Source organism: Lysinibacillus sp. F12, from assembly GCF_057773605.1.
In genome coordinates, this window is the sequence record NZ_JBYMLP010000002.1 from 486,293 (window position 1) to 512,983 (window position 26,691).

Consider the following 26,691-nt stretch of genomic DNA (forward strand, 5'->3'; position numbering starts at 1 on the left):
TCACAATCTATGACCACCTATTATTTTCATAGCTTCCTCTACTGTAAGCTCGCCTTGTTTCACTTTTTCAAGTACTTCAATTTTGCTGTAAGATGGTATAGTACTTTCTGCAATAGGCTCTGCCTCTTTTCTAGCCGTAATTTCTTCTACAAACCGATTGATAGTTGGATATCGGAAAAGATCACCCACTACAAACTCATAAGAAGGTAACACTTTTCGAAGTAAGTTATATAATTTCAGTACAATTAAAGAGTGGCCACCTTGATCGAATAGACTCCGATTCAACTGTACTTTCTTTCCTAAAACTACTTCCCATGTCTCTCTTACCATATCAACCATATCGCCTGACATTGAGATAGTCGACGTAGCGGTTAATTGATTCAGTAATTCTTCAGCTTGTTTCCTTAGCGACACTCTATCAATCTTGCCATTCGTATTGCGAGGTAGCTTTTCTAATGGAACGATTACATTCGGAATCGCAAAATCCGGAAGTATCTTAGAAATCCTACTATTAATGGTCTCAATACTTTGGTCTGTCCCACTAACAAAGGCAATTAAAGTATTTTCACCGTTATTACTTGGAAGACAGCTAACAAAGCATTCCATGCCAGGTTGAAGTGATAATAACGCGTTCTCTACTTCACCTAATTCTAATCGATAGCCTCGAATTTTTACTTGCTGATCACTGCGTCCATAAAATTCAATCACTCCATTAGCATTTAATCTTACTAAATCACCAGTCCGGAAGTAGCTAACACCATCCAGAGTATAACAAGTGGAGGTAACGAAACCATCCTCGGTTACATAGCCTTTTGTTACTTGTTTCCCTCCAATGTGTAGTTCGCCTATCATGCCAGGGGCTACAGAATTACCTGATTTATCAACAATTCTCAGCATGGTTCCCGGTAATGGTTTACCTATTGGGCAAAGTCCTGATTTAGAACTATCCTGATTGTTATTACACTTATAAACTAGAGACTCAATTGTACATTCACTTAGACCATAGCCATTATAAAAATTGATACCTTCCCAAAGCATGTCACATATTTCATTCTTTTCTTCAAGTCTGAACGTATCAGCACCTACTACGATTGTTTTTAAATCTTTTAAGACCCTATTTTCTTCATTTAAAAAGTGGATAAATTCCCTTACTAAAACAGGGGTTGACTCTAAAAATGAAATATTATATTTAGCTGCCATTTCTGCTAAATAGGCCATATCAATTCTTTTTTCTTCCTCGCAAATAAACAAATATCCATTCGTTGACCATGCCTTCAGCAAATCACCTAAAAAAACATCCGATGTCCAGCTCCCTAGTTGAAGAACATACTGTTCACTATCAAGGTGATAAAATTGTTTCCAGCTTTGTATGATTTGTAACAACCCTTCTGCTTTTAATGAAACGATTTTAGGTTCTCCTGTACTACCAGAAGTAGAAATATAATATGCCACATCTCCCGGGTTAAACTTGTAGGCCTCACTTATTATTTCTTTCTCATCCGTACTACGTTCAATAATAGCTGGAATGTTATCTAGGAATAATAATGTTTTTGGCTGCAATATCTCTAATGTACGTTTAGTTCTTGCTTCAGGTATACTCGTATCAATAGCACACCATGCAGCGCCTATTGTCCAAGCAGCAAAAATACCGATTGCTGTTTCAATACCTTTTTTTCCTACCAATGCAACAGTATCCCCACTCTGTACTCCTTCTTTGAGTAGTTCATTAGCCACAATATTGATATATCTTTTCACATCTTGATAGCTTAAATTTCTTTGATCATCTGAAATGGCTAAAGAATCTTCCCTGTAGTCTCCTAAAATAGAGTGAATCGAAAAGTTTTCAGACGTTGCAGAAACATCTGTCGTTAAAACATTTTTTAAATATAGCTCTTCGATTTGTGTTAAGTTAATATTTTTAACCAACATATTATTATAGTTATCTATATTTTCAAATATATACTCAAGAGAATCTAGAAGTCTCAGAAGCTCTGTTTGCTCATAACGTTGTTGATCCCAACCTAATCGTAAGCATATGGAGCCTTGTGTAATATCAAATGTTACTGATAAAGGATCAGAGCTTGTTCCATACTGGTGAACCAAATCACAATTCTTTTTATAAGTTAAGCTTCCCTTGAAATTTTGGAAAATGACAGAGGTTTTAAAGATTTCTGTATTTCCAGATACACCACCAAACTGTAATAATTTAGAATACGGAATTCCGCTATTTTCAGAAACATCTTGCAGATGATCCATTGTCTGGAGGCATACTTCTTTTAATGTTAGTTCATCTTCTATACCTATTTTGACTGGTAATGTGTTTATGAGCATCCCGTTCATATCACTCGACTCTAGTAATTGATACGGCCTTAATGCAAAAGTCGAACCTACGTATAGATTATTCGTATGTTGATATCGATTAATCAACACGCCCCATATTGTTAAAGCGACACTTGAAGTAGTCACTCTGTTCTTTATGCTATAGGCATGAAGATTTTCTGCCGCTCTCTTACTTAACTCTTTATCCAAATACTTAAATAATGGTTTTTGACCCATATGTTGCGATTTTTCTATCGCTAATGTTTCTGCTTCAGCTAAATCACTTAACACATTTCCCCAATATTTTTCCAGCCCTTTTTGATACATTGGATCATTAATATAATGTAAATATGGTTCGATATCTGGACGAATTGCTAATGAAGTGACATCCTTATTTAACAGCTTAAAGAAATCCTCAAGTGTCTGAGCAATTGACCAACCATCCATAATAATATGATGATGCACCCATACTAATAGGTTTTTAGAAGGTTTCCAGTTTTGAATAAGGTAAAATTGTTGTGTCTTATTTAGCAACGTTCGCTGTAGCCTACCAATCTCACTTTTAAACCAATTCTCTATATTCATAAATTCATCTTGAATCCATAAATAATTAACCTCTAATACATTAATTTCTTCTACATTGCTTTGAATAATTTGGATTGGTTCTATCTCTTGCTCCCACTCAAATTTTGTTCTTAATGCTGGATTAGCTCTGGCAGTATTTAACCAAGCTTCTTGAATCTCTTTGAATGTAAATGAGTTAGGAATTTCATAAGACAAAATTTGCCAATAAGCTTCTGACGTTGGGTCTTTTAATGTTTCCATTAACATAACTAATTGCAATGGTGTTAACGGGAGTTTTTTTTCATTTTGTACCATTCTACGCTAACCTCCTTCCACATTATTTAAGTATGAGAGACATCTCTGATACCGTAGGGTGTTTCAAAAAGTCTTTCGGAGTAATATCAATACCATTGGTACGCAATTTAGATACTATTTGAAGTGATTTAATGGAATCTCCACCGATTTCAAAAAAGTTATCATCGATACCTATTTCGTTAACCTTTAGCACTTCAGCCCAAACCTCTACAATTGATTTTTCCAGTTCAGTCGTTGGCTCCCTAAATGTATTTTGAGCACCGTCTGCAAGGTATTGTGAAGCTTCTAAGCTAAGTAGTTTTCTGTCTCTTTTTCCGCTAGATGTTAATGGTAATTTTTCTAACTCAACGAACATCGATGGGATATACGTTACTGGTAAGTCTTTAGACACTGCTTTTTTCAAATCATCTCTACTTAGACTATCTTTCACATTTAAAGTGTAGAAGCAGACTAAGCATGGTTTGTTATTTTGATCATGCCCTAATACGACTGCTGTATCGTTAACTTGTGGTTGCTGTATAACACAAGCTTCAATTTCTTCTATCTCAATCCTTACACCGTTTACCTTAACTTGTGAATCTTTTCTTCCTAGAAAATCTATACTGCCATTCGCTGAAATTTTTACCAAATCGCCAGACTTGTAAAAGGTTTTTCCATTTCGCTTTACAAAAACTTTGTTCGTTTCGATTTCATTCTTGAAATAACCTTTTGCTAAAGAAGGTCCTCCAATCATTAATTCACCTGGAAAACCTTTTGGAACTGGTAGCCCGGCTTCATCGACCACTTCCATTTCTACATACGGTAATGGAAAACCAATATTATAATGATCTTTTGTTACCTGTTGAACAGTAACTTCAATTCCCGCCTCAGTTGGACCATATAAATTGAATGCTTCGACTTGTGGTAACAACTCATTTATTTTTTTAGCTAATGGACCTGGTAGTGCTTCCCCACTTAAATGAAGATACTTTAATGGCAATTTGTAATCTTTTTGAGAGTCCATTTCATTAAGCATTAATTGCAACACTGAAGGGACAAAATGACACAAATCAATTGACTCATTACAAATAAATTTCAATAAACCTAAAGGATCACGATGCAAGTCTTTAGGAGCAACAATTAACGTAGCACCCGTACAAAGGGTATAAAATATTTCCCAAACAGATACATCAAATGTATATGGCGTTTTAAACAATGTTTTATTACCAGGTTTAAGTTTATTTTGGTTTTTTTGCCATTCTATACGTAAAGAAGCCCCTAAATGTGGACATACTACACCCTTCGGCTCACCCGTCGAGCCAGAAGTAAACATAAGATATGCTGGATCATCGACAGAGACAGGTCCCATTGCTTTTACATTATTTTTAACTATATTTTTTTCTAGAGTATTTACAACTTCCCATTCTCCATATGGTATTTCATCTATTGTATTTACCATTAAAACCTTTGGATTTAATCGCTCTAATAATTTCTGTGTTCTTGCTATAGGATGCTCCGTATCTAAAGGAACATATACTGCGCCTGCTTTTAGAGCACCTAGTATTACTGCAATGGCATCTATTCCTCTGTCCATATACATAGGCACGTAATCGCCTTTTTCAATACCCATTGATAGCAGTAATAAAGAATATTTTTCTGCTTCTTGATTGAGTTGTTCATATGTTAATGCTCTATCCAGCTCTTGAATGGCAATATAATCCTTATATTTTTTCGCTGCCTCTTCAAATTGACAGTGGAGTGGCTTAGCCTTTTGTAATAGTTTCCCATTATCATTGGAGGATATAATAGAACCTTTAGTAAATGCAGTACCCCATAATTGATCTGGTTCATTAATTAATGAGGCTAGTAAACTCAAATAATTCTTCGCCAGCAATTGAATCTCTACTTCAGTAAAATGGGCAAATGAATATTCTATATGTCCTTTTACTTCTCCATTTTCTACATTGAAGAAACAACTTAAAGGAAATCTTGATCCACCAGTATCTTGCTCGATAAAGCTTGTGTTGATATTCTTTAAATCCATTTCAAGATTCACTTTAAGACTGAATGTATTATTTACTACATCAAGATACTCTCTTTTATCAATGTTAGCCGCAATATCAACAATTGAGAAATCTCCATGAGCAATATTTTCATGAACAGTGTTACTAATTTCAAGCAGGAGCTCTTTAAAAGAGGCCTTTTTATTTAAGGAAAGCGTTAAAGGAACTAAATTAACAAACATTCCAACATCATTTAAATTTTCATTAGTTCTGCCATGATAAGGAATTCCTATCGTTATTGTATCTTGCATGCAATATTTTGCTAAATTTAGTGCCCAAGCAGTTAGTAATATTGTAAACTGACTCAATTTCATTTCCTGTGAAAATTGATCAATTTTTTTACCTAGCTCTCTATGGCTTTCAATCTCTAAAATCTTTCCAATTCTTATATTTTCTTCGGATTTCTCTTGAATAGGTAGTTGGGCAAGTTTAAATGCCTTAGATTGCTCAAACCAAAAATCCTTCAAATTTTGATCCTCTGATTTATTAACCAATTTATTGATGTTATTATATAGATTTTCAGAACTACTTGATTTTATGTCATCTATAGTAATTTCCTCATTATAAACTTTAGCTATATTTTGCAGTATATTTTTTAAAGATAAGCCATCACATACAATATGATGAGATACAAGTACAAAAACAGCTCCTGCATTCTCTGTATGAATGATTGCCCCTCTAAACAATAAATCGCTCTCTAACTGGAAAGGCTGATTATAAATTGTCTTTGCAAGAGTGTGCGCCTCCTCCATATTTTTCACCTGTAGGATTTGTATGTGATGATCTACATGCTCTCCTATTTCATCTATATTTCTAATTTTTTGTTCAATTCCATAGGAAGTATTTTCTCTAAAATTCACAAAAAAGGCGGCATTTTTCTTTATGATATTGACAAAGGCGCTATAAAACTTATGTTCATCAAAAAGACCGTTAATCTGAAAAGTAGCGCCTACATTATAAAATGGATTTCCTTCATTTGTTTTCCACAAATACCAAAGACCTTTCTGCATACTCGTTGCAGGAAACCACTCGTTTTGATCAAACATAGTAGGTTCATTATTTGATGATAAGGCTGGTAAAGTAGAAAGAATATCCAATAAATTACAAGGTTTTCTCTGCTGCTGTACTTGCCATGGTAAACAATCAACATTAAACGCTTTTGAAACGTTCATAGCAATTTGTGCTGCGTCTAAGGAATTTCCTCCAACTTCAAATAAATCTGTTTGTGATGAGCATTTTAAGTTTAAGGTAGAAGAAAAAATATCAATAATCTTTTGCAAAGATTCACTTATATTCGTTGAAGATTCAAGTAATTGTTTACTATTAAAATATTCTATATGCTGTTTGTTCAACAATTCACGATCTATTTTACCGTTTCTAGTCAACGGTAAATGTTGATGAAAAATAAGTTGAACGGGTATCATATTTTTAGGCAGCTTCTCTTTCAAATAGCTAAATAGTTCAAGTTCTGAAATCGAGGATTCCTCTTCTAATACAATGGATGCTGTCAATAGCGTATTTGAAGCTATATGTAATGGTAGTGCTATAGCTTGACTTACTCTATTATGTTTTTGAAGAGTACTCTCAATATCCCCTAATTCAATTCTCACTCCATTAATGCTTAATTGAAAATCTTCTCTACCATGGAAATTAAAATTTCCTTGAATATCTCTACTTACAACATCTCCGGTGTTGTAGGCTCTTACATTTTCACCGTCAATTTCTAACTGTTTAAATTTTTCATTTGTCTCATGCGGCAAATTAATATACTCTCGTGCTAATCCATCACCAGATATCCACAGTGTTCCTTTTCTATCTATCTCATGAATGATTTGTAAATTTCGATCTAAAATAAAACACTTTACATAAGGTAAAGCGGAACCAATATGAGGTAGCTTTTTCACCTTGCCATCTGCTCTCTCTACAATCCCAGAAGTACTTACAACAGTCCCTTCACTTGGTCCATAATTGTTTACCACATGAAAAGGTAAATCTTTTGAAGGGTATTTTGTTAGTTTATCTCCCCCTACTAAAAGATATTTTAAAGCTACGTGACTATTATCCCAGTCCAGTTCCATTAGTCGCTCAGCAATAGGGGTAGATACAAATGAATGCGTTACTTGGTGCTTTATCCACGTATTTTTTAGAAGCTCTGGATTAAGTCTTTCATCTAATGTCGTCATATATATAGACGCTCTTGAAGCTATTGCACCCCAAATCTCCCAAATGGAAGCGTCAAATCCAGGTGAAGAGGTTAAAGATACTATTGAATCTTTGGTCACATCAAACGTTTTTGTATGCCAATCGATTAAGCGATTTAAAGAATTCCATTCAACGACTACACCCTTAGGTTTGCCTGTAGTACCTGATGTAAAAACTATATAAGCAGCTGATTTCAAAGAAAAATGAATATTTATGTTAATTTCCTTATGATCCAGATTAAAATGCTGAAGAACATCATCAAGCTTAAAAATGATCTGATCTTGAAAAGCATTTGCCTCATAAATATCTGGATGCGTAATGATGATGCTAGGTTTGATATCGTCAATGATGTTGTCGATTCTGTCCCTTGGTGTTTCTGGATCAATACAAACAATAACCCCACCAGCAATAAATGTTGATAAATGTGCAACAAGAAGAGCAGGTGACCTCCTAAGAACAATTAAAACCTTTTGTTCACAGCCCGGTATAATCCCATTTTCTTGCATAGCGGTTGCTAACTTAAACGATTTATGAGTCAATTGTTTTAAACTGTATTTTTTTTGATTGAACCATAAGCTTTGTCCATCATAGTAATCGATTTCTTCACTAAAAAAACTTTCATAGAAATTTGACATTCTATTACCCCAATCTAACAAATTATTTAAAACTATTAATTTTTAGATATTTAGAATATAAATTCGGATTTGCGATTGATAATTTTAAAATTTCCAATGTTTCATTTTTATGAAATCCTTTATGCGTTAAAATAGAGAAAAATTGTTGAGATAAACTTGCCACTCTATGAGAATCTACTGTAATCTGTTTGCTCTCTTTCATCTCTTTCAATTCCTGTTTAATAAGCTGATAAGGAGAATGGATTTCTCTTTCAAAGTCTTGCTTATCGATTTTCGCTTTAAAAGGTGTTCCAATAATAACTCTTAAACAGGCTTGTAAAAAGTGGATAGTCTCTTCTACTTTTAACATATTCTCATTAAGATTATTTAAAATAGAATGGATGCCATTTTTCTCGTTAACCGGTATCGCTCGATAATCAGGATATTCCATCTTTATAATATCCGTTAGAATTGTTTTAGGACCCATCTCAATAAATGTGTCAACATCTTTATTAATGAGAACGTCCATAACTTTTGGCCATCTAACACTTTCGGTAAGTTGTTTACTTAATTGATCTGCTATTTCGTCAGCCTTACTGTATAGTTGACCTGTAGCGCAGGAAAATATAGGATATTGACAATCATTCATCTGTGTTTGTTGTAGAGCTGCTTGAAATCTTATTTCTGCAGGCTTCATGAGTCTACTATGAGCAGGAACACTAACAGGTAGTATCTTTGTAACGGCTCCCTTTTTCTGTAACTCAATGGATGCCAGCTCCAATGCGTTTTTATGACCACTTAGCACAATTTGATTTGTCGAATTAAAGTTTGCAACAGTTACATGATTATCGTCCGTATCTAATCTTCGACATACTTCCTCTACTTCTTCTCCACTAAGTCCAAAGCAAACAACCATACCGCCTTCTTGAGTACATTCACTCATAGCAGTTGCACGAAGCTTTACTAATTCAACGGACTTTGCAAAAGGGATACCGTCGGCAGCAACTACTGCCGACAGTTCACCTAGACTATGTCCAGTTAAATAGAGTTGTTTTACATCGTTATTCTTTTTAAATATCTCCCAGCAGGCAATACTATAAACTAGAATTGCAGGCTGAACTATGACCGTATTACGAAGCTCTCCATTTTTGTTTTCACATGCTTTCAATAAATCGTAGCCCAAAATATCGCTAGCCTCATTATACAAATCGCGAGCTATTTGGTAATTCTCGCATAATTCTTGTCCCATAGAATCATATTGTGAACCTTGACCTGGAAATACAATTGCAGTGTTCAAACGATATCCCTCCAAATGTTAATAGTCATTTCCCTTTCAACTCAATGCTTATTCAATAATAGAGACAGTGCCTCTTCTGATGAAATATCATCACTTTCAAATGCATCTAGAATATCGCTTAATTCATCTTTTGCGTTATAAAAATGATCACAGTATACAATTTGGTCTTGGAATGTAGGATTGCTATATAAATCAGAGATTTCAAATTTTAAACCAATGAATTTATTTTTAAATAAATGAACAAATCTTAGAGCACTTAAAGAGCTTCCTCCTAAACTAAAGAAATTATCAATTTCTTTAATAGTTGAAATGCCTAAAACTGTTTTCCAAATTTCACGTATACTTGCTTCAATCTCAGATAGTGTAAACTCACTTTTCACTACTTCTTCTTCCATCGAAATACTTTCGTTTTGATTATTTTTTGAATGATTAAAGTGTTCTACTTCGCTCCAGAAACTCTCGCCAAATGGGATTTTAATGACTGGTTTAAGATAATGGACTTGCTCTAAATCAAAACGTGAAATTAGACTCCATTCATAGCCCTTATTGAAGAATAAGTTCAATGAATTTTGGAAATCTACAAAATCAATCGGAGGTATGGCCGTATCACTTCCAAAATCTTTTTTATCATCTAGTATTAACGTAAAGTTCATCGTTTTACCTTTTATTCCTTTTTGATTCAAATACCCAGCCATTGAGTCTAAATATTGATTCACAGCGCAGCATTCACTTGCAGATTTCGTCCCCATTAAAGAAGAGATTGAAGAAAATAGGATAAAGAAATCTAATGGTTCTGGATTTAATTCTTTTTCTACTAAATAGGTGCCGATTACTCTGTTATGAATGCCTTTTTTGAATTGACTAAGCTTTAACTCTTTTATCCATAGATGGTAAAGTTGTTTGACCAACATAAACGCACCATTGATTTCACCGAAATCCTGTCTAATTTTCGCAAATGTTTCTTTAACAGCGTGTTCCTCAGTCACATCACACTCCATGATTGTAACTGTAGAACCTCGACTTTCAATTTCCATAATTGATGTCAGCTTATAAATCAACATGTCATCTTTTTCTTGATTATTCTCAATAATTTTTTCCCATTCCATTCGGTCTGGTAATAAATTTCTAGCCAATAAAATGATATTGACGTTTTGCTTTTCACTTAAAAACTTTCCTAATTGAACACCTAAATATCCTGTACCACCGGCAATAACATAATTGCCATTCTCTCTTACTATAATTTCATTGCCATTAAAGTCATCGCTTTGTCTTTCAATAACTTTTGTATATCTTTTTGATTGTCTAAATGCCACTAATTCTGGTCTATGATCTTTATCTTGTTGTAACTCTTTTAATAATTGGGAAGCAATGTCTTGAGAGCTTCCGTCCAAATCATGATCGATAGAGTAGGATGAAATAGTCGGTTGTTCCTGCGAGATAACTTTCGCTAAGCCAAAGGTTGTTACCCTAGCAGGAATTATTTTTTCATTGTCCTTAACTTGCTCCGTTAATGATGATATGACATTTAATTGAATTGGATGTGTAACCTCAAACTCTAATAACATTTTTGTTATATTGAATAGTGAGAAAATACCTTCTTCTTGGGATTTTTCCATATTTTCTTTTGATTCCATTGTTTCATCTAAATGCTTAAATGTGTAAGAGTGGATAATCCCTTTTAAATTTCTTAATTCTTCCACACCTATGTGTTCAAACAACTTATACATATCTTTTTCAGAATTGATGTCAATACCATATTGTTCAGATGTATATTGCACAAATTTATCTGCTTCAAGTACTTCAATTATTTTTATACCTAAAGCAGTCATTCTATTCTTTAGTGCAAGGATATTTTCATCATCTTTATTCATAAAGTATAGCCAAGTCGTTCCTTCTTTTAATGCTTCATGTGTAGTCTCATTATCATGTGGATAATGTAGCCATTTCTTTTCAAAGAACAGCTCTTTCGTCTGATTTTGGAATGTCTCTTTACTAGATGGCCATATTCTTTTTGTATTAAAAATACTGACTGGTAACGGTAGTAATTTCCCATTATTAAATAATTCGCGACACTCCTCCATAATATTGTTACCTTCTAGGTATCGCTTAATAAGTGCTTTATCTGCTGGAGATGTAGCGGTAAATTCATCTAAATTTTTAATACTATCAACTTTCGTTTCATGTTCATCAGCTAAAAATATACCTTGTGTATAAAAATTACTCGGTACCTTTTCAAATGTTCTTACATTTAATAATCTTTCGACTTTTCGAAGTAGTTCATGACAATTGCTTGCAAAAATACATACTCTAGACTGCTCATGACTTCTTCTATTATTGAATGTATAGGCTAAATCTTGAATACTGTAATTTTCATTATTTTTAAGATGAATAGCTAAGGTTTTTATTTGATCCCATAGCGCTCTACGAGTTTTACTTGAAATAAACAATGGTGTCAATTTTTCAGTTAATTGCTCCTGTTTATTGTGTCGATACTCCTCTAGTATGACATGAACATTCGTACCACTTATGCCTATAGAATTTACACCTGCGCTTAAAATTTTATGTTCATCAAACGTTTTATTTTCTGAGCTAACTTTGAACGGCGTTTCTTTGAAGTTTATTTTAGGATTTTCTGCTGCAAAATGATTAAGACCTGGAACTGTTCTTTTCTCTATGGATAGTACAGCTTTTATTAATCCTGCAATACCTGCTGCATCACCCATATGGCCAAAATTCGACTTAATTGAGCCTAATTGACATTCCGTTGTCTTAGTTGATTTTTGTAGATAGGCCTTTTTAAGCCCCTCTACTTCGAGTAAATCACCTACTTGAGTACCTGCGCCATGCGCCTCAACAAAATCAATATCATTAAATGATAACTTTGCATCGTCCAGAGCATCCATTATTGCTTTAGATTGAGCGTCAGGATTAGGGACTTGCATGCCATTTGATGCACCATCACTACTAATACTCGAACCCTTTAACACAGCATGAATGTGATTGTTGTCCTTTATAGCATCCGATAATCTCTTTACAACAATAGCAGCAACCCCTTCACCTCCGATAATCCCATCTGCACTTTCATCGAATGGTGAACATCTATATTTTGTGCTCCTTACAACATAATCAGGTGCTTCCTCTTCCCAATACGGAAATAAATTCAAATTCACTCCCGCAACTACTGCTAAGTTACAATCCCCCTGCTTAAGCGCATTTTTAGCAACATGAACAGCAGCTAAAGAAGAGGAACAACTCGTATTAATGGTCATAACTGGACCTTTAAGATCAAATGCATATGATAAATGATAGCCCAGATTAGCAGGTATGTTTGAAATAAAAGCTCGTTCATCTTTTTCTTCAAATAAATTTAAATAATCAAATGCAGGATGAGGTGTATGTGCTATAAATACGCCAGTATTTGAATCCTTTAGATCATTTTCCTTGTAACCTGCCATGTATAAGGACTCTAATGCCACCTGTAAAAACAGACGCTCTGCTGGTCCCATAAATTGAGCTTCATGTTCATTCAATCCGAATTGTTCAGGATCAAACTGTTCAATGCTAGATAGCCACGAGCCATACGATCTTGGATCATTCGTTATATTATTTTTTAAATGGCTATACATTTCTTGCAATTTAGGATTAGAATTAACAATCAATTCAAAACGCTCTTTCGAAAATTCAGTCACAAAATCCTTTTTATTTATGAGACCTGTCCATAAATCATCCAGATTTGAGACATTAGGAAATCTTAAAGACATACCAACAATTGCAAGTGGTTCACTTGTTTCTTTTTCTATTTCATCTAGTAAATTTAATGCTAAATTTGTATCCAATTTATTTTCTTCTACTAAACTTAATATTTTTTTAGACATTGTGCTGTACATCATTTTCTTCTCTCCTATCCAATTCTTTAATGTATTTTAGTTGAGCGAAAATTGCCACAGTTAATATAATTAAACCTCCAGCTAGTAAGAGTAGCGTCCCATACACTCCTCGTTCTCCACTACCTAAATAAGGGATAATATTTACGTTTGAGGCAACTAATTTATCAGCAAGTATTCCTCCTATAATATAAGCGAGGGGTAATGAAATCCAAGCGAATGTTCTAGCAATTGAAAAAACTCTTCCTAGTAATTTGGGTTCTGTATGGAGTTGAATTAAAGTAAGTGTACCTGTATTAACCACTGGCAGTAATAACCCTAAACCACCCCAAAAAACTGCAATGAGTAGCATATTATTGAATAACCCTGTGAGCGTTATAAATACACCAATACCAAAATTTGAAATCAGTACTAACCATATTATGTGCTTCTTCAGCTTGATGAATGACATTAGTACCCCACCTAATACCATTCCTCCTCCATATATAGAGCTTAGTAAGCCAAATTGTTCAACAGTTCCAAAGCTCAATATATATGGCTGTCCAACTACTTGATTGAACCCTAGTGCAAAATTTAAAACCGTGAATAATAGCACTAAAGTTAGAAGAGATTTATGCTCGATTAAATAATTGAAACCATATTTTAGATCACCTAAAATGGAGTTATTTTCATGGCTATCTTCATTGTCATTGTTCACTTTTACACTTAATTTTGTCCAAAGTATTAAGAGAATAGGAATGGCAATACAATAAGTAACTAGCTCTGCACCAATGATATAAACAATACTTCCAAACCCCATTATTACTCCACCAATTACAGGACCCAGAACATCACTAGTCGATGATGCCATAGAAAATACACCATTTGCTCTTGATAACATTTCTTTAGGCACTAGATTAGGTGCTAATGTTTGTAATGCTGGCGTTTGCATTGAGCTCACTATCGAAAGCGATATAGCACCTGCAATTACATGAACCATACTTATATTCCCTAATAAAAGGGAGGAGAAAATTATTGAAGAAATAATTAGTCCAATAATATCTCCTAATAATATTAATAATCGAGGACCTTTCCTATCTATCCATATTCCTATAAAAGGCGATAACACAATTGCCGGAAGAAATCCTGCAACTAAAACGACCGCAAAACTAGATACTTGACCTGTACTTTGGTAAGCCCAGACACCAAGTCCAAACCTTGCAACAGAAGAACCTAATAAAGATATAAAGTGAGTAGCTACAACCATTAAAAAGATTGTAAATCCTCTGTTTGTTGGTTTGCTAAAAGAAGTTATCATGTATTTTGGGGCTCCTTTGCATTTCCACTACATTCAACCAAAGCTTCTTCAAATTTTGATAAGAGGAGTTGAGCTTTTTCATTACTAATCACTTGTGTATCTACCTCTAAGCTTAGATTAAGTTTTCCATCCAAAATAAAGATGTTTATTTCCAAAATATTAGAAAGCTCATTATCTGGATGAATAGCAGGAGCCTGAGGAAGATTTGAGGAGTATTGTAGCACCCCGTTCCCTCCATTTTTACTATTTGTAGAAGTACTAATATCGTTATCAAAATCTCCTAAATAATTGACCAATATGGATGGTTGAATATGCGTAATGTTGTTATTTTCTTTGATCCATCTTGCTATCATAAAGTCCAATCCACTGCCTATTTCGCTCAATGATTGTCCAACTGTGTAAAGCATTTCTTCTAGCGTACTAATTGTCACCTGTAGTGGATACATCGTAGTAAACCAACCTATTGTTCTACTAAGATCTAACGCTGATTGGCGACTATCTCGTCCATGCCCTTCAAAGTTAAATAACACATCTTGTTGACCGAATAGTTGACTAAACGCTTGAGCAAATGTTACTGCAATAAGAACATCAGGTTTATAAATTTCTGAATGTTCTCTAGCATGTAAAAATTGCTTTGTACTTTCCTCACTCAGAGTTTTGGTTACATGATATCGATCCTTAAATAAATAATCTTTTCTGACAGGCTGCATGCATAATGGATGTACATTTTTCACATCTATATTTTCCCAATATGAATGATTCGTGTGTAATTCTTTGTTATACAATTCTCCTATCCAATCAGAAAACTGCGTCATAGGGAAGCTGATTTTATCTTCACCATTTACTATAGCTAAATAATTATTTTCTAATTCCTCTAATAAAACCCTCCATGAAACCCCATCAACAACTAGATGATGAATAAAGAATGTCAAAATAGGCTTCTTAGCTGTTAGGAACACTACTGCTCCTATTGGTAATACCTTTCCAAAATTAAAGTTATTTTGTAATTGGAATTGAATGTTCTCAATTTCCTCTTTTAGCCTACCCGGAGGTGTTAATTTTAGATCCTTCACAATGAGCTTAAATGTGTTTACTAAGCTTGGTTCAACAAAAGCCTTTGGTTTGCTCTCATTCACATCGAACCATGTCATCAAGCTCTCATTAACCGAAATAATTGATTGGAAGGACTTTTCTAAAGCAGCTACATCCACTTTCTCAGGCAGCTCTACTGACATTAATAAGTTCCAATAGTGGGCATGTTTAAATGTTTGTTGGAAGAACCATCTTTGCATTGGAGCAAGTGGAATCTCCTTAGAACTTAATTCCTGCCATTCTTTTTGAGTGTCCATTTCTTTAGTAGTGTTCATAGCTATTTTTCGAATACTTCTACAATTAAAGATATGGTCAATTTTCAAATTAATATTTTTTTCCTTTGCCTTTGAGATAAACTTTAATGCCTTGATGGAGTCCCCTCCAATTTTAAAGAAATCAGAATCAATGTTAAATTGACGGTCACTTAAAATTCCTTTTAGTATGGACAGCAATTCTCTTTCAATCTCTGTCAAACTACTAATATCATCTGTCTGAACTTTTCTATCGTCGTATAATTCAGGACTTGGCAGTGAAAGTCTATCTACTTTTCCACTATTAGACATTGGAATTTCTTCTATTTTTTGGTAATACGTTGGAATTAATGATTCTGGTAAATATCGTAAAAGATGTTTTTCAATATCCCTTTGATTAATATCTTGTTGACTGACTAAGTAAGCACAAAGCTGTTCACCATCTTCATTTTTATATAGTTTAACTACGGCATCTTTAATACTTGGAATTTCTCGCAAATATCTTTCGATTTCTTCCAGTTCCACTCTGTGGCCGCGAATTTTAACCATATTATCTTTCCGTCCATAACAAACAATTTTACCGTTCGGCAATACTTGTCCTAAATCCCCTGTCTTATATAAATATCCTGCTTGTAAATGATTAATATGGTTAGCTATAAACTTATTTCTAGTTAAATTAGGCTCTCCCAAATAGCCTAGGGCAACACTCTCACCACTTAATACGATTTCTCCAACCCCGTATGAAGGGACTAGCTGATTCTGATTATTCAAAATGTAAACAGACGTGTTATGAATCGGTAATCCGATTGGCGCATGACTATAATCTGAGTGTAAATCTTCCTCTGTTACTTCATGATAAATCGTTCCAACAGTTGCCTCAGTTGGCCCATATTCATTAATGATACGAGCATGAGGGAATCGATCTCTCAACGTTTTACATAAAGTTATATCTAAAGCTTCTCCCCCTAGGATGAAGCATTCTACATTTGGTGCAAATCTCTCATCCTCAACTAAATATTGGATCTGTTTAGGTGTACCCTTTATCGTTATGGTTTCTTTTATCTTGGCTACACTTTCAAAAGCCTGATCAATTTCCCCTTCACAGCAAATGATTTTTCCGCCCGTTATCAATGGAATAAACATTGAAGTAATCGTTAAATCGACAGATATGGAAGTGAAAAATGGCATATCTAGCGATGTTCCAGTAGGTGAATAGTATGCAGTAGCCCAGTTTAAATAATTATTAAGATTTTTACCTGAAACAACTACACCTTTTGGTTTTCCAGTACTTCCAGATGTAAAGAGAATATATGCAGGGGAAGTTTTAGCAAAAGAATTTAACTCAATTTCCACATGCTCATCTAGATGAATACCTTCACTTAGCATATTTTTAGAGCTGCTTCGTTTATATTTTTCGCCCTTATCTTTAACAATGATCACAGCATCAAATCTATATTGATTGAGTTCATTGCTTACAGTGTATGTCTTCTCAGAACATTCAATTTGTATATCTGCTCCTACATCACTGAGAAGCTCTTTTAAAATTTCTTCATTAATAAATAAATCTGTATCCCAATCTAATTTAGTATTTTTATCCATATTTTGTTCTTTAAATGCTTGTAAAGAAGAAACAAATTTATCTTTTTTATCAATATTTAATAAATCCCCCAAGAAAATTATTCCGCCCTCTTTTAAAGAGTCAATAGCTTTTTTAAGGACTACCTTTAAATAGCCATAGCTTGGGAAACAATGAATAACACTATTAATGACAACTGCATCTAATGCTGTTTCAAACTTCTTAAAGGCATGAGCCTTCGAAATGTCAAATTTAATATTGCTAAAGTTAGATTTCTGAGCAATCTGTTTATTCCTCTCGATAATAGAGGAAGATAAATCCATAGCTGTATACGTTTTTGTATATGGAGCAAGTGCAAATGTTGTCAAACCTGAGCCACAGCCAAGCTCTAATACATTTGAATCTTGAGGTAGGTACTTTCTGATTTTGTTTACTGCGTTTTCCGCATATTCCTGCATTTCTAAGGCACTGAAAGCTTCACCTGTATAACTACTATTCCAACCACTAGCCTCTATTTCTGTTTTCTGTCCTTCTGCAAAATAGTTCCACAATGATTCGTTCATTAAATCACTTGAATCTACAACAGCACACTGATCTAAATCTGTTTCTCCTAACACCATAACCGTTTGAATATTCTTATTTTCAAATAACAGCCTATTACATAAGGAATAGAATTTCTTTTCCGAAATAATAAAGTTAGCTTGACTTTGTTTGATAATAGATTCAATTCTAGCTCTTGGGTTTTTAGGTGATACAGGTATAAATGTGACATTACTCATTAAACAAGATAAAATACCTAAAATAGCCGTTCTATTATTGTCAGAAATAATGACAGCATTTTTAACTTCACTGTTGCTGTTCAACAATTTTTCTGCTATTGATTTACTTCTATCTACTAACTCTTGATATGTTAATGAACCTGCGCTATCTTCCAATGCTGTTTTTTGTGGGTTCTTTTCTGCCATCATTAATATAGTAGTTAAAAAGTTTTTGCCATCCTCGACAAATTGACCATTTATAGCACTTTTACTTTTTTCTACATCAATATTAGTTAATTCATGCTCATGTAAAATCATATCTAGTATTTTTAAATACGTTTCAATTAATGAATCAATAAATCTTGATGAATAGACACCGTCGTAATACTCAAGATTACAGAATAGCTCTCCATTTGGTAATTCAACAAATTCGAATTCAAGATCCCATTTACTCGTTTTGTGTTCAGAAAGAATAGGTGTTAATTCTGCTTCATCAAAAGCTGATGTCGTATTTTTAAATTTAAAATTTTGAAGTGCCACGTTTATATTAAATAAAGGAGAACGACTAGTATCCCGAGGTAAATCTAATTTCTCCACTAATAAATCGAAAGGATATTCTTGATGTTTAAAGCTATCCAATAACATGGTCTTAACATTTCTTAATAAAGTAAGGAAATTATCATGTTCTTCATAATTAACCCTTAATGGGATAGTATTCGTAAATAAACCAATGATTTTTTCCAGTTCTTCATTTACTCTTCCAGATACCGGTGTACCGATTACCATATCTGTATCACCAGTCATCTGATTAATTAGTTTAAATACACTCGACACTAAAACCATGTATAATGTACTTTCATTTGTATTTGCAAAAGCTCTTAATTTATCTGCTAAGCTAGCACTAATATCAAATCTTTTAAGCCTTCCAGTATATCGGAAAGTGCTTGGTCTTAATTTATCGCCCGTTATTTCTGTAATAGGTAGACTTCCTCTTAATGTTTCAAGCCAGTAATCTTCATGTTGTTTAAACCTACCACCTTCTATATTTTCACGTTGCCATGCAGCAAAATCTACATACGTATTTTCTATTTCCGGCAAGGCTTCATTATTACTACTATTGTACAAAGTGAAAAGTTCATCCGATAATAGTGATAATGACCAGCCATCTACAATAATATGGTGCATCATTAAAGCAAACAGACTTTTATTTTTTTCTGTTTTATACACAAAAACTCTTAAAAGTGGTCCCGCTTCTAAATCATACGGAGTTTCTTTCCAACGATTGAGTTGATCCATTGCTTTTGCTTCTGCGTTATCTTCTATACTAAAATCTTTGTATTCAAATAAATAGTTTGGTTTTTGCAGTATTTTCTGTTTATTTCCATCCTCATGCTTTACAAATACTGTTCTTAAAGATTCATGTCTTTGTGAAAGTACATCAAATGTTTGGCGTAACCTCTCAATGTCAACTAACCCGTTAACTTTAAAAATAAACGGAGTATTGTAAACCATTTTTTGGTCTGTTAATTGTTCTATAATGCTCAATCTGTTTTGACCATATGATAATGGAAATTCATGGTTTTCTACACTAATTTGAGGTATGACTTCTGTCGATTCTGAATGATCATTGTTTACTTGTTTACTTAGTTGTTCAAATGTAAGAAATACATCATCTAAGACAAAGTCTCTATTAAATTGTTTTTTCAAACGGGTAATAAATTGTAGTCCTGAAAGAGAGTTTCCACCTACAGAAATAAAACTATCCGTTTGCTTAATATTCTCAGTTTCTAAGATTATTTCTGCTAAACTAATGATTTCTTCAAGAGCTGTTTTTCCTTTTACCTCTATAGCTTTTACGCTAGCATCACTCTGTAACCAATAAGATTTTTCATCAAAGTAGTATGTAGGTAAAGAAATTTTATGATTATTCTCATCCTGAAATTGTTTATGCCAACTACATTTTTCACCTGTAATAAAATTTTCTGCTAATTTCTTGATAGTGTTATCGTCATCGGTTGTCATATCAATAATTTTTTCCCAATTAGTCATATCAAGATTGACTAAATTTTTACAGGCACCTATTAGATCGTCCATTGTCTCAGCTATAATAGCTAATCTTATTTCATGATGCTCCCTACCTGTACACATCGTATATGCTAAATTACTTAGATTAATCGTATCCCCAGATAAATTAGAGAAATGTTCAATAGTACCTCGCAAAGATAATTCAGATTTTGCTGAAAAAGGAATGACATATGCTTTTCTTTTATGATCTTTCTTATAAATTTCAGCCTTCGTTGGTGCTCCCTCTAATAATAAATGAACATTCGTACCATTAAAGCCAAAGCAACTTACACCAGCTATAATAGGTTCGTTTTCTTTTTTATTCTCTTTAATATTAAATGGTACTGTCGGAATAAAAACTGGAGAATTTACAAAATCAATATGTGTATTTGGTTCAACTAAATTTATTGTAGGTGGAACTATTCCCTTTTTTATTACATGTAGTGCTTTGATTACACCCGATAAACCTGCAGCTCCATCAAGTAAATGGCCAATATTACCCTTCACAGAACCAATTGGTAAAAATTGTTTATCGTTATTACTTCGTTCAACTGCTTCTTGAATGCCTTTTATTTCAATAGGATCACCTAAATGAGTACCTGTGCCATGCGCTTCAATGTAGTCAATTTGCTCAGGCTTAATGCCCGCTAAATCCCATGTTTCAGCTAATAAATCTGCATGTGCTTTAGGATTTGGCGCCGTAATACCCGCTGAAGTCCCATCATTATTTACCTTAGAGGCAATTATAACAGCGTGGATATTATCATTATCTTCTATTGCTTGATCTAAAGGTTTTAATAACAGGGCTACTGCCCCTTCTCCTCTTCCAATCCCACTAGCTGAGTCGTCAAAAGGTTTACACTTTTGTTGCTCAGACATAATACCCGCAGCATTCATAAACAGTTTTTCACTATTTATTGGATAAGGGAAAATATTAACACCGCCGACTAATGCCGTTTCACAATCATTATTCATTAAACCCACACAGGCCTCATGAATTGCCAACATGGAGGAGGCACAGGTAGCATTCACGACATAAGACGGTCCTTTTAAATTAAAAATATAAGAAATTCTTGAGGCCGTAAAAGCAGGAATATTTCCTGGAACACTTAATGGTGTGAATTCAGCCAATCCTTCAGAGTAATTGGTCATAGCTGCTGAAATGTAAACACCCGTATTTGAATTTTTTATTCGACTCCCTGCGTAACCAGCATCTTCAAAACATTGATATGCGATTTGAAGAAATCTACGCTGTTGTGGATCCATTACTTTTGCTTCAGCAGCTGAAATATTAAAAAATCCAGCATCAAATTTATCAACTTCATCTAGCCACGCTGCATCCCAAAACGGCTTCTCTTTTGAAATTTTAAGTTTTTCCATATTATTAACAAGGAATCCCTCACACAACGATCTCCTACTATCACTTAATTCTGTTATTTTGTCCTGTTCATTGCTTAAAACATTCCAAAATTCATCAAAATTTTTAGCACCGGGTAATTCTGCAGAAATGCCTATTATGGCAATTTTTTTATCAACTTTCGGTTTAGACTCACTTTTAATTTCATTCACCGATTCAATGATTTGCTTCGCTGCGTCTTTTGTTAGTTCCTTATTTTTAAGAAGATTTAAAACTTGAGGTATTAATTTACTCATAATATTTATCCTCCTCTAATATTAGATTATTCAAAAAAATTTTTTCTAAGGCCGAAAACTCTTTTATCTTTAGTTGTTGCTCTGATGGAAATTCATTCATTTTACTACATACGGAAATTTTATAACCATTAACCAAGTTATATTGCTTGAAATAATAAGGATACGGACTAATATCTTGTACAATTGAAATTTCATTATGACTAGTCTCGATGGAGAAAGAATCTAAAGGAATGCTTAAACCTAGTCCAATATTTTTCACAAAAGCTTCCTTCAAAGTCCATAAGTCATAAAAACGTTCTTTTTTCATTTCAGTTGGTGTTTGATTGTACGAAGTGTATTCTATACTCGAAAAATAATTTTTAATTATTTCATCTTCGTAATTATCTTTCATTTCTTCAATATCAATTCCTACATCACAATTGCCAATGACACCTATAACCCATTCACCTGAATGAGAAATGTTAAATTCATAATCCCCATTGATACAATATGGCTTCCCATATGTATTCGTTTGGATATTTATGTCGGAAGGATGACATTTCAAATGCTTCATCAATAAATATTTCATCAACAATTCGGATAGTAAGGACCTATATGCATCTATTTTATTTAAGTAAGCTTCTATTCTTCTTGCTTTTTTTGTACATACAAAATTCATTAGTTCAGAATAATTTGAAATATGTACAGGTACTTTAATTAAACAAATTTCTATCACATATCACGCCCCCAAAATTTTCTTTATAACCTCAGAGTATAAATTCCTTTAAATTACATTAAAGGATATTAACTTGAAAAAATAAACCTATTTTCCATTTATAATATTAAACACCATGGAATAAATAGTCAATAAATAACCTACCATAATTTATAAAAAATACCAATTCAGTTATATTTACCATTCATTACTCTTAGTCTACGAGTATTTCCATAGAGTCATGTTAAAACTCTAAAAAATCACAAAAAAAAAGGATTCTACTCATATAGAATTCCTTTTAAAACAAAATTGTACTATGTTGAAAGTGATAAGCATGTTTGTTTATTGGACAAATATTCGAATGTTCGATGCCTAAAATCAATTACCAATCCAACTCCAGCAGAGAAGTATCCTTGATGATGAAAAACAACATCATAAATTAAACGTTTACACCTCCCTTCTTAAAACCATTTGTACTAGATGCAGCAAACCATTCTTTCATTTAAAGCCACAAGAAAATTTAGGCTCATGCAAAAATGTCCAAGGAAGCTTCCATTTATTATTCACAAATAACATCGGAGGACCACAATCAAGATAACAATAGCTGACAATTCAAGCGGGCTTTCCACCCTACCCAGATGGAAAGCCCACAAAAAAATGTCAAAACAGCATGGATTTCTTCTCTTAGTGCGAGCGGCGTTCTACCTGCTAACAAATTTCGGATCATGCCACCACCAACACCGGTAAAACGTGGAAGCTAGAATAAGAGAATATAAAAACGCTTGATAACATTTTATTTTTCTATTCAATTGTCATCCATTTTAAAGCGTATAAATTTAGTTTTGAATAGAGATTGATTAAAAATGATAGACGAGTTGTTTTCTCACAAATAACAACAACTATTTTTATTCCAAATAAGCACCCACAGTTTGCCCATGTGGAACATAAATAGTGTGAGGAAATGAGTAAAAAGAATTGAAAGTATTGTGCTTTACCATGTAGAAGAGTTTGAAACCAATAAAATATCCAACAGAAGAAAGACCTGCTATTCTACTGGATCCAAATAATTCTAACAATCGAGAAAGGTATGAAAATGCTGAAGATTATGTTGGGTAAAATTTCAAGGGCTTATCGTGAAAGTGACGAAGGAATAGATAGAAAATAGCAATTATTAGTGGTTCATAGTTAATTTGCGAAATACATAAACTTGTACCACTACTATTTAGAATACAAATTACTTTTTCAAGGTATAGAAATATCCCCTTTCGGTAGAATGTTATCTACAGCGTACTGTAGTTTTTAAACATTTACTACTTAAAAGGGGATACTGAATACTGTTACTCTTTACATTTTGGTATTGTCTTTTGGGGTGAATAATTTATATATAATTATTATACCGCTAAAAACGATAATTAATGAATAAATTAAGTAAAAAATATCTTTTTCAACACCTATTTTATTCATGAAATAAATGTATATAAATACCCAGAAAAGGATTACTAACGTTCTCGTCAGAATCTACCTCCTATTTAAAACTCATAAATCTCAATCCAACCATTATTAGGTTTAGAGTCTTTACTATCTAAATATTCTGCGATTTTAGCCCCTATATCACTATAGTCTAAAGCGATGGCTACTGCTGCACCTACAAAAATAGCAAGCTTAGGAGCTCCCCATTCTGTAAGTTTACTTGTAACTGTCTTAGTGAAGATTCTTTGTGCCTCTTTTTTACCTTTAGCGACAATAAAACCTTGAATTGCACCAACTCCACCACCAACAGCAACACCAATCGCCACATTTAAAATAGAGCCTGCTAAATTAGTGCCAATTTTAATATCTGGAATCCAGTCCCAACCCATTGTTGAAATGTCATTATTTATTAGCGTCTTATTTTCAAGAACATTAGCCGCATAATTTAAATCTCCTGCATGACCTGAAGATTCATCGAAAAAATCTGTTAATACTTGCTTGTACAGTTCAGGATTAGCTTGTCCATGTTTTCCTACTTCCTCGTTCACTAATTCGTCAAATAATTTCTTTTCTTCCACTGTCATTTCATGTACAGATGGCAAAGAGTCGATTTCTTTTTCTAAATCAAAATCTGTAAAATCTATCCTATCATTTTGTTGTATATTTTCTAATACTAAAGTATTTTGTGTAACTTGAATAGTATCATTTTCATTAGCGAAAGTAATATTACCTGGAATAGTATATCCTAATAATACTGCACCAACAATAAACGTTATAATATGTTTTTTCATACATCCCAATCCCCTTTTAATTTAATTTAATTTGAAAATTGTACTTTGTTATAAATCAAATCTGTTCCATCTAAAATTTGTGAAACAATCATCCCTCGAATAATTTTCTAAAGATTAAAAATTTTATAATTAATTAGTATGCACTAATTAATTACGTACGGTTTATTTACCCTCCTTTCCTCAATCTCAAATTAATAATAATCCAGAAGTTTAATGTAGAACTCACGAAATCTAACACTCTTGTCTCACCCCCCTAATCTTTATATTTCTGCTTCATTTTGTTGTAAAATATTTACATGGTTAATATAACCAATTAAATAGTACCATTGTTAAACTTATTTGTAAATATATAGGATATTTAAAGATCGATTTTGAGGAATAAAACATATGCTAGGTGATCGAAAAGTTTGGAAAGTGTAGATTTAAAATAAAGTTGCGATATTTATAAAAAGTATAAAAGAATACTTGGCCTGTAAGGTACAAATGCGCCGCTAATAGCGTAGGCAATACTACCAATAATGTGTAATACTGTCCATGTCACGTTATCCAACTCCTTTTTATAAACGAAAAAAGGCCCGCCATCAAATAGTTGCGCGTTATTACGCAAACTATTTGATGGCGGGCTAATATCTTAGCAGTTGTTTTACCTACAAAATTATCCATCTCACCAATTCTACATTCAAAATTTCATAGATGTTCTGCCATGTTTAGATAACACCACAACCATAAAATTTCCAAAAATTATAAATCCTTTTATTTTCGAAATACAGTTTGAATTACAGTGTTTCATAGATAACCTGTCCCATTTGGGAGACATCATAATCTCCTAATGCGATCACTTCGGATTGGAAGTCTGTTGATGTCAAAATTCCCTTTACCGCTTCAATTAACCGTTGATTGTCAGGTGTTTTTAATAGCACAATATCATAGCGCTCTCTCATAACAGGAATAAAATCAACGTTGACAAGTTTGGCGGTTTTCTCAATCCCTATCCCAACATCTGCATGCCCATTTGCTACAGCTGATGCGACATCGAGATGGCTCATCTCTTCTTTGTCATACCCATTAATTGTAGACGGAGCTATGTGATGAATACGCAATTGTTCATCTAATAAGGTGCGTGTACCTGAGCCTTTCTCACGATTGATGAATGTAAATGACTTTGTTTGAAAATCCTCAAATGAATGGATCTGTAACGGATTACCCTTTTGAACATAGAAACCCGCCCTACGTGATATCACATTGATGAGAACAAAAGGAAGGCTCACAAAAATCTTTTTTACATAAGGTGTATTGTAATCCCCTGTATCCCCATCAAACATATGTAAACTCGCAATGTCACAGTCTCCATGGTACAACGCCATGACCCCATTAAAACTACCCTCATGTGAACGTAATACTTTTATTAATTGCCTTTTCTCTAGATATTTTGCCATTAAATCCAACACGAAATCTTGCCCACTAATAATAATTTTTGAATGATTTTTAGGTGAAATAGCCACGGGTGACATAGCAGGAGTGGTACCTGTCTTCCGTTTTTGTATATAGCCTTGTAAATCAGTACGGTCCACCCGCATTTGGCGTCCTACTCGGAAAACGGGCAAATCCCCTTTTTTCACTAAATCATAGACCGTTAATTTCGATACCTTTAATAATTGTGCAACCTCTTCAATTGTATAGGATTGTTCTTGTGACATCTCTTTCTCCTCCTATAAGCCTCTTCTTACATGGTAACTTATTTGTTTACATGTGAACATCTTGAAATTTTCTACCAATTCCAGGTTTCTTTTTCACTTATAACTTATTAT

General features: G+C 33.5%; 10 protein-coding genes. All 10 read right to left on the minus strand.

The window, feature by feature from the left end; genetic code table 11:
- The 10 genes from AC3CH7_RS09550 to AC3CH7_RS09595 all read right to left on the minus strand — a co-directional run bounded on the left by AC3CH7_RS09550 (position 1) and on the right by AC3CH7_RS09595 (position 26,580).
- The gene (locus AC3CH7_RS09550; protein ID WP_488381710.1) at positions 1–3,198 is read right to left on the minus strand and encodes a condensation domain-containing protein; all 3,198 of its coding nucleotides are present in this window, start codon (positions 3,196–3,198) and stop codon (positions 1–3) included.
- A 22-nt stretch (positions 3,199–3,220) separates the two neighbouring features.
- Entirely contained in the window at positions 3,221–8,077 is a 4,857-nt protein-coding gene (locus AC3CH7_RS09555; protein WP_488381711.1) for an amino acid adenylation domain-containing protein, read from the minus strand.
- 22 nt (positions 8,078–8,099) lie between these two features.
- Positions 8,100–9,353 carry an ACP S-malonyltransferase gene (fabD, locus tag AC3CH7_RS09560; protein ID WP_051563268.1) on the minus strand — a complete coding sequence of 418 codons (1,254 nt, stop codon included), beginning with the start codon at positions 9,351–9,353 and terminating at the stop codon, positions 8,100–8,102.
- Positions 9,354–9,394: 41 nt separating this feature from the next.
- Positions 9,395–13,243 carry a beta-ketoacyl synthase N-terminal-like domain-containing protein gene (locus AC3CH7_RS09565; protein WP_227256876.1) on the minus strand — a complete coding sequence of 1,283 codons (3,849 nt, stop codon included), beginning with the start codon at positions 13,241–13,243 and terminating at the stop codon, positions 9,395–9,397.
- Positions 13,221–14,534 (minus strand): MFS transporter, encoded by a 1,314-nt coding sequence (locus AC3CH7_RS09570; RefSeq protein ID WP_036161991.1) that lies wholly within the window; start codon positions 14,532–14,534, stop codon positions 13,221–13,223. The genes AC3CH7_RS09565 and AC3CH7_RS09570 overlap by 23 nt, the downstream gene beginning before the upstream one ends.
- Entirely contained in the window at positions 14,531–21,928 is a 7,398-nt protein-coding gene (locus AC3CH7_RS09575) for a condensation domain-containing protein (RefSeq protein ID WP_488381712.1), read from the minus strand. The genes AC3CH7_RS09570 and AC3CH7_RS09575 overlap by 4 nt, the downstream gene beginning before the upstream one ends.
- The gene (locus AC3CH7_RS09580; RefSeq protein WP_230584443.1) at positions 21,921–22,643 is read right to left on the minus strand and encodes a 4'-phosphopantetheinyl transferase family protein; all 723 of its coding nucleotides are present in this window, start codon (positions 22,641–22,643) and stop codon (positions 21,921–21,923) included. The genes AC3CH7_RS09575 and AC3CH7_RS09580 overlap by 8 nt, the downstream gene beginning before the upstream one ends.
- 568 nt (positions 22,644–23,211) lie before the next feature.
- Entirely contained in the window at positions 23,212–23,349 is a 138-nt protein-coding gene (locus AC3CH7_RS09585; RefSeq protein ID WP_243432504.1) for a hypothetical protein, read from the minus strand.
- Positions 23,350–24,151: 802 nt separating this feature from the next.
- On the minus strand, positions 24,152–24,883 hold the full coding sequence (locus tag AC3CH7_RS09590; protein WP_012294873.1) for a hypothetical protein: 732 nt from the start codon (positions 24,881–24,883) through the stop codon (positions 24,152–24,154).
- 776 nt (positions 24,884–25,659) lie between these two features.
- Complete coding sequence (locus tag AC3CH7_RS09595; protein ID WP_036161993.1) at positions 25,660–26,580, minus strand: substrate-binding domain-containing protein; 921 nt, start codon at positions 26,578–26,580, stop codon at positions 25,660–25,662.
- Between the last annotated feature and the right edge of the window lie 111 nt (positions 26,581–26,691).

Bases quoted from the DNA above. Each gene is read 5' to 3' on its own strand.
- AC3CH7_RS09570 (WP_036161991.1), bottom strand. From the start codon at position 14,534: ATGATAACTTCTTTTAGCAAACCAACAAACAGAGGATTTACAATCTTT.
- AC3CH7_RS09585 (WP_243432504.1), bottom strand. From the start codon at position 23,349: ATGATCCGAAATTTGTTAGCAGGTAGAACGCCGCTCGCACTAAGAGAA.
- AC3CH7_RS09590 (WP_012294873.1), bottom strand. From the start codon at position 24,883: ATGAAAAAACATATTATAACGTTTATTGTTGGTGCAGTATTATTAGGA.
- AC3CH7_RS09565 (WP_227256876.1), bottom strand. From the start codon at position 13,243: ATGATGTACAGCACAATGTCTAAAAAAATATTAAGTTTAGTAGAAGAA.
- AC3CH7_RS09595 (WP_036161993.1), bottom strand. From the start codon at position 26,580: ATGTCACAAGAACAATCCTATACAATTGAAGAGGTTGCACAATTATTA.
- AC3CH7_RS09575 (WP_488381712.1), bottom strand. From the start codon at position 21,928: ATGAGTAAATTAATACCTCAAGTTTTAAATCTTCTTAAAAATAAGGAA.
- AC3CH7_RS09555 (WP_488381711.1), bottom strand. From the start codon at position 8,077: ATGTCAAATTTCTATGAAAGTTTTTTTAGTGAAGAAATCGATTACTAT.
- AC3CH7_RS09550 (WP_488381710.1), bottom strand. From the start codon at position 3,198: ATGGTACAAAATGAAAAAAAACTCCCGTTAACACCATTGCAATTAGTT.